This is a genomic window from Sphaerospermopsis reniformis, assembly GCF_005402885.1.
In the GTDB taxonomy this organism is placed as follows: domain Bacteria; phylum Cyanobacteriota; class Cyanobacteriia; order Cyanobacteriales; family Nostocaceae; genus Sphaerospermopsis; species Sphaerospermopsis kisseleviana.
The window spans coordinates 1-5476 of the sequence record NZ_BJCE01000301.1; the positions used below are offsets into that span (position 1 = coordinate 1).

A 5476-nucleotide genomic window follows, 5' to 3' on the forward strand; every position below is an offset into this window, starting at 1 on the left:
GCTTTGATCACATCCAATAAACTAGAACCACCCCAGACCAAAGCTAGTAAAATAGAAGTGGTTAAAATTCCCCCCATTAAACACAGAACTAAACCACCTAAACTAATAGCACTATCATCCTCAGACAAACCAAAAGCAGTCACAAAAATGCCCATTGCTGGTAAAGTATTAGTACCAGGGATGGGAATCATCATAGAAATAGCCATGAGAGCGATCGCCACCCCAATAGTTACTCTACCTGGTAATGTGGTACAAATATAGGAGAGACGGGGACGAGCGATCGCTTCAATTCTTCGCAACCAAGGCAGTCCCGCTTTCAGAAACCCCTGAACGGTAGAAAGTTGAATTTGATGGTTTAGCATTTTAGCAGGTAGCCAAGGAGTTTTAGCACCTGCAACAAACTGTACCGCCAACAAAAAAATCAGCACACCAAAAGGCGTTGAATAACCAGGTGCAGGAACTGGTAAAGCAGAAGGTAAAGACAAAATAACCAACAAAAACCCAAAAATTCTTTCCCCAGCTAGTAACAAAATATCTGCCAAAGTTACCTTTTCAGGACGTTCTTCTTCAAAAAAATAGCGTTGTAATTCGTTAGACAGTTTAGCCATAAGAGCTTTTATAGTTCCTAAGAGAGAAATCTTAACCTTGATTGTTCCTATTTTCTGAGATCAAAGGCAAAATTGCCATCAAACAACGTGCATAAAATCAGACACAACAGAGAAGTTGCATCCAACATCTTAACCTTATGCAATCAATAAAATTAAAAAACAGTATGAAGTTGAGATAAAGTTATCTTAGATGAAGCGCGGAATGTGGGTTAAACAAAAAAATGCAAAGATACCTAAAAGTAATCAGACTTTTTTGGAGTGCAGCCATTTCGGCAGAGATGGAGTATCGTCTCAACTTCATCATAGCTACCTTGAGCAGCTTAGGCAATCTTGCGGGTAGTATTTTTGGCTTATTCTTATTTTATCGCACAGGTTACACCTTTCCTGGCTGGTCTTGGGATGCAGCTTTAATAGTTTTAGGAATTTTCACCCTCCTGCAAGGTTTTTCCGCCACATTCCTAGCTCCCAACTTAAACCGCATAGTTCGTCATGTGCAAGAAGGGACATTAGACTTTGTATTATTAAAACCCATCCGCAGTCAATTTTGGCTTTCAACTCACACCCTATCACCCTGGGGATTACCAGATTTAATCTTTGGTTGTATCATCATTGGTTATGCAGGTAAACGCCTGGGTTTAGGAATAGATGATTATTTATTGAGTATATTTCCTTTAGGTTGCGGTTTAGTCATTCTTTACAGCCTATGGTTTATGTTAGGTTCTACAAGTATATGGTTTGTGAAAATATACAACGTTACTGAAGTATTAAGAGGTTTATTAGAAGCTGGTAGATATCCGATTGTAGCTTATCCCGCAGCTTATCGAGTTTTCTTTACCTTTGTAGTTCCAGTTGCATTTTTAACAACAGTTCCCGCGCAAGCAATGTTAGGTGAAAGTCAGTTAAGTTGGTTCATGGGTGCTGTATTTTTAGCTGTGGTGTTATTTTTTGTTTCTACTTGGTTTTGGCGGTTTGCTTTGCGGTTTTATACAAGTGCATCGAGTTAAAAATAACATTTCTAAAATAGCATTTCCAAGTCTGGTGAAGTACAAAATCATCTGCGTTTATCTGCGTTTATCTGCGTTTAATTATTACTGCTGGTACTTCACTTAAATGGTAATTACTACATAGAAGTGTAGAACCCCAAATTCTTAAAGATTTTCAGGATCTATTCAGTCTAAGAGGATGTTTAATGACCTTAACAAAAATTGCTCACATATTCCCTAAAAACAGGATACAATTGAAAAAATATTTTCTCATTTTTGATTTTCGTAACTAAATACCTTTGTTGTAAAGACTGTAAACCATTAATGAAATCAATAGCAGATAAACTTGAATGCTGTTTTAAATCTTCTCTAGTAACAGGTATATCAAACTTACTCAAACTCAATACTATTTCTTGTTCTTGTGTTGATAAACGGTTAAAAATTTCTCGAAATCGAGATTGCATTTGATTAGTAATTACTAAAGTCTCCTCAGCCAAAAATTCACCAACATCACCATCATAATTATTATGAATTAAGCTGATAATACATTTAAGATCGTTGAAATTACCAGCATATAAATTAATTAAATTAAACCATTCTTCTTGAGCTTTTAGACCGCTATTTTGGAGAATGTCAACATCATGCAATCCCAAAATTTGTAAACAATTAATAGGATAAAATTCATGTTCTAAACATTGCATTTCTGGGCATTGTTCTTGACTAATAAGAATTACATGACTTTGATGTTTAAATTCAGTAATCATCGTCAAGAAACTTTGATAATCTTGATATTCAGATTTGTATTCTCCGGCAATTTTACCAGGGGTCAATAGATTTTGAAAATCATCAATAACAATTAAACATTTATGATTACCAAGAATAGCAAATAATTGTTTTAATCGTTTATCTAAACTTTCTTCAGGTTGTTGTTGACAAACCTTCAAAATATCACCAACTAATAAATCTAAAGATTGAGGATATTTTAAACTTCTCCAAATCATCACTGGAAAACTATTTAAATTTAAATCAACAAATCTTTTAACCAGAGTGGTTTTACCAACACCATATAATCCTAACACAGAAATTAACCGCTTATTTTGTTTAAATATCCAATCATAGAGTTTTTCTAATTCTTTTTCTCGCCGATAAAAATTTATAATTTCAGGAGCAAAAGTTAAATCATAAGCAGATAAGCTAGATTCTGTATTTATATTACTTTTTACATCTGCTTGATGAGGATGATTTAATATTTGTGAATTAAAATAATGATTATTACCAATACAAATATTTGGATTTTGGGATGATTGAATATATATCCTTTCTATCGTAGAACAAAAATTAGATTTTTTTATATTTTCATTTAAGATATCAGATAAAAGTTGCCATAATTTAGATCCTATATCTGCTATGTGATTATTAGTTAAATTATATTTTCTAGCAATGTCATCATAAGATTTCCGATTCCATGTACCTTCAACAACAGCTATTTGTATATCATCTAGATGTTTTCCCGTCTTCTCAAAAACCATCTGATCAACAAATTTTACAACTTCATCTACAGTCATAAAATGTATACATAGTAAGGGTTTAAGTAATTATAGCAAAAACCAAACCTAATTTTACCTATATTTTCCTAATTTGTACATAAAAATTTATAGACAATCTCCCAATAAAATCCTACTTTTTCCAATAGACAGATGATTATAAATTCTTTTATAAATAGTAATTGAGTTACAAAACCAACTTACTTACATTAGTATCACTCTTGTTTGAGTGAATCAAATTATACTTATTACAAAGTGCGGTAGAAGTATCTTTAGGTAAATCTATTTTCATCAAGTTCTTGATTGAGGGAAAACCAGAGAACACTGCACTTGCCAAAGTTATCGTAATAATCATAGTCATCAATTATTAATTTATTAGGGAGTAGCTACCATGAGCATTGAAAATGTAAGTCCACAAATGGAGAAAAGATTTGAGGTATTAGATGAAATGATAGAAAAAGGTTATATAGAACCTGTAAAACCGTTATTTGATTGGTTGCCTACATTGTGTTATTTTCCCAATAAAACTTCTAATTTTGATAATGCACCTCCAGAACTCAAAAAACAATTTAACCTCATGTTTTCTTGGTACGCATTTTTTCTAGGAATATGTGCGTTTCTTCAAACAAGATTACAAAAGGATTACATAGCTTATGCTAGTATTATTATTATATTTTTATCTCTTATCCCACCAACTCCTTTTGACTATGGTTTTGGACTAGGAATAGCTTTTTATTTTAGTCAATGTTTTGTTTTTACACGCTATTATCAGTATAAGACACATGGTAGATGCCCCACTAACAGAAATACTTTTTCTGTTATTTGTCTTTCCTTAATTTATTCTTTTCCAATAATTATAGCGGAGTTTATTATTCAAAGCATTCTTTACCCTGAAGCCAACTAATGATATCAGGGGAAACACAACCTATAAATTTATATTTTTTAATTTATTAATCCAGTTTAGGAGCATGGTTTGTTTTTATGACAATAGACTTCGGTAGTATTAAAAGCTATAATGCTGATAGAGGATTTGGGTTTGTCGGTTGTACTTTTTATAATCCTAATGCAAAAGTTTTCTTCCATATAAAAAAAATTAAGAGAAAATATCCTGAATTAGCCCAGAAACTGGATAATAGAGAAGCTGATTTTGAAGCAGTCAATTTCTGGTATGAAATTGAAACAAATGAAAAAGGTGAACAAGTTAGTAATCTTTGGCTAGGCACAGAAGATATCCCTCAAAGCTACACACATAAATTATATAGTTTGATCCAAACAGTAGAGAGTATTTGGAAAAATGTAGAGTCTCCAAAACCTAGTTGGCTTGATCTTGTAACGATACAATTGCTTGGAGTTGAGCGCAAGCATGAACTAAGTGTTGAGCGAGATAACTTAGAGAGTCAACTTAGAGAGGAAGAAGAGGAGCGACGCAGGGAGGCAGAAGCTCTACGACAGAATGAAATTATAAGAATAGCAAAGGTACATAATAGAACAAAAGAGGAAGCTGATGAACTAGAACGACTATTAACAGAAATGCGTCCTTTAAATTTTAAACATAGTAAGGAACTATCAGCATATATTGTACAACATCAACTTGGTTATAGGTATCCAAATATCTCAGGGATTGTGAGAATGGCAGAAGAAGGTAGAGAATGGGATTTTCATGGAGGATTTCCTACAGATATTTATAGAATTATTTGTAAGGAACTCAATTTGGATAATCAGGGAACTACTGCTATACCAATAAAATTTACACCATTTAAAACTCTCTATTAAACAAATCAAGAATCATGAACAACTCAATCAACAGTAAAGTAAATATGTTTAGACATAAATGAGTAAACCTGTAAACGATTTTACAAAAATAAACTTACAAGTGATCCAATGAATCATAAATTTTATCTATCTGCTACAATCTTATTTTGTGTATGTATTTCAGGCTGTCAATTAGAATCTGAGAAAGCTTGGCATGAAAGAAAATGCCAAGAAATAACGAAGAAAATTGGACTGAACTATCAACCTGTTACTATTTATGAAAAACCAGCTTGTGAAAGTAAGGATAAAGTAAATGCTGGAGATGTTGTTTTAACAAATAATATTATTTTTCTTGATCAGAGGAAATAATCACCTTAGCTGAAAATATATTGGGGTAGTTGGGCCTTAGCCCAAAAACAAAAACCCCCTCTCAGTATATGAAAGAGGAGGCTTTTGTTTTTGAATATTAAACCTGGCATCGAGCTATTGTGACAGAGGGCAACCCCTCAACTATCGTCGCCGCAGCAGCGTTTCACCTCTGAGTTCGGGAAGGGATCAGTGTGGTTCCACCGCGCCATAGACACCAGGA

6 protein-coding genes and 1 rRNA gene are annotated in these 5476 nt (G+C 33.2%); 4 read left to right on the plus strand and 3 right to left on the minus strand.

The genetic code is table 11. The features are described from left to right. Nucleotides 1-608 (minus strand): exopolysaccharide biosynthesis protein (locus FFR48_RS24830; RefSeq protein WP_137669209.1); only part of this gene is annotated, 608 nt, incomplete at its 3' end. A gap of 221 nt (nt 609-829) precedes the next feature. Between FFR48_RS24830 and FFR48_RS24835 the strand changes: the two genes are divergently transcribed. Beyond that, on the plus strand, nt 830-1612 hold the full coding sequence (locus tag FFR48_RS24835; RefSeq protein WP_137669210.1) for an ABC transporter permease: 783 nt from the start codon (nt 830-832) through the stop codon (nt 1610-1612). Nucleotides 1613-1803: 191 nt separating this feature from the next. On the opposite strand, the gene FFR48_RS24840 is transcribed toward FFR48_RS24835, so the two are convergent. After that, nucleotides 1804-3156 (minus strand): helix-turn-helix domain-containing protein, encoded by a 1353-nt coding sequence (locus FFR48_RS24840; protein ID WP_137669211.1) that lies wholly within the window; start codon nt 3154-3156, stop codon nt 1804-1806. A gap of 370 nt (nt 3157-3526) precedes the next feature. Here FFR48_RS24840 and FFR48_RS24845 point away from each other — a divergent pair, with 370 nt between their 5' ends. From FFR48_RS24845 to FFR48_RS24855, 3 genes are all read left to right on the plus strand, one after another. Beyond that, nucleotides 3527-4039: a hypothetical protein gene (locus FFR48_RS24845; protein ID WP_137669212.1), complete on the plus strand. Its 513-nt coding sequence runs from the start codon at nt 3527-3529 to the stop codon at nt 4037-4039. 77 nt (nt 4040-4116) lie between these two features. Then, on the plus strand, nt 4117-4908 hold the full coding sequence (locus tag FFR48_RS24850; RefSeq protein WP_137669213.1) for a cold-shock protein: 792 nt from the start codon (nt 4117-4119) through the stop codon (nt 4906-4908). Between the two features lie 108 nt (nt 4909-5016). Further along, on the plus strand, nt 5017-5256 hold the full coding sequence (locus FFR48_RS24855) for a hypothetical protein (protein WP_137669214.1): 240 nt from the start codon (nt 5017-5019) through the stop codon (nt 5254-5256). Nucleotides 5257-5357: 101 nt separating this feature from the next. On the opposite strand, the gene rrf is transcribed toward FFR48_RS24855, so the two are convergent. After that, nucleotides 5358-5475 (minus strand): 5S ribosomal RNA (gene rrf / locus FFR48_RS24860). Nucleotide 5476 lies beyond the last annotated feature (1 nt).

Coding starts and splice junctions, on each gene's coding strand:
- FFR48_RS24850 (WP_137669213.1), top strand. CDS start 4,117: ATGACAATAGACTTCGGTAGTATTAAAAGCTATAATGCTGATAGAGGA.
- FFR48_RS24855 (WP_137669214.1), top strand. CDS start 5,017: ATGAATCATAAATTTTATCTATCTGCTACAATCTTATTTTGTGTATGT.
- FFR48_RS24840 (WP_137669211.1), bottom strand. CDS start 3,156: ATGACTGTAGATGAAGTTGTAAAATTTGTTGATCAGATGGTTTTTGAG.
- FFR48_RS24845 (WP_137669212.1), top strand. CDS start 3,527: ATGAGCATTGAAAATGTAAGTCCACAAATGGAGAAAAGATTTGAGGTA.
- FFR48_RS24835 (WP_137669210.1), top strand. CDS start 830: ATGCAAAGATACCTAAAAGTAATCAGACTTTTTTGGAGTGCAGCCATT.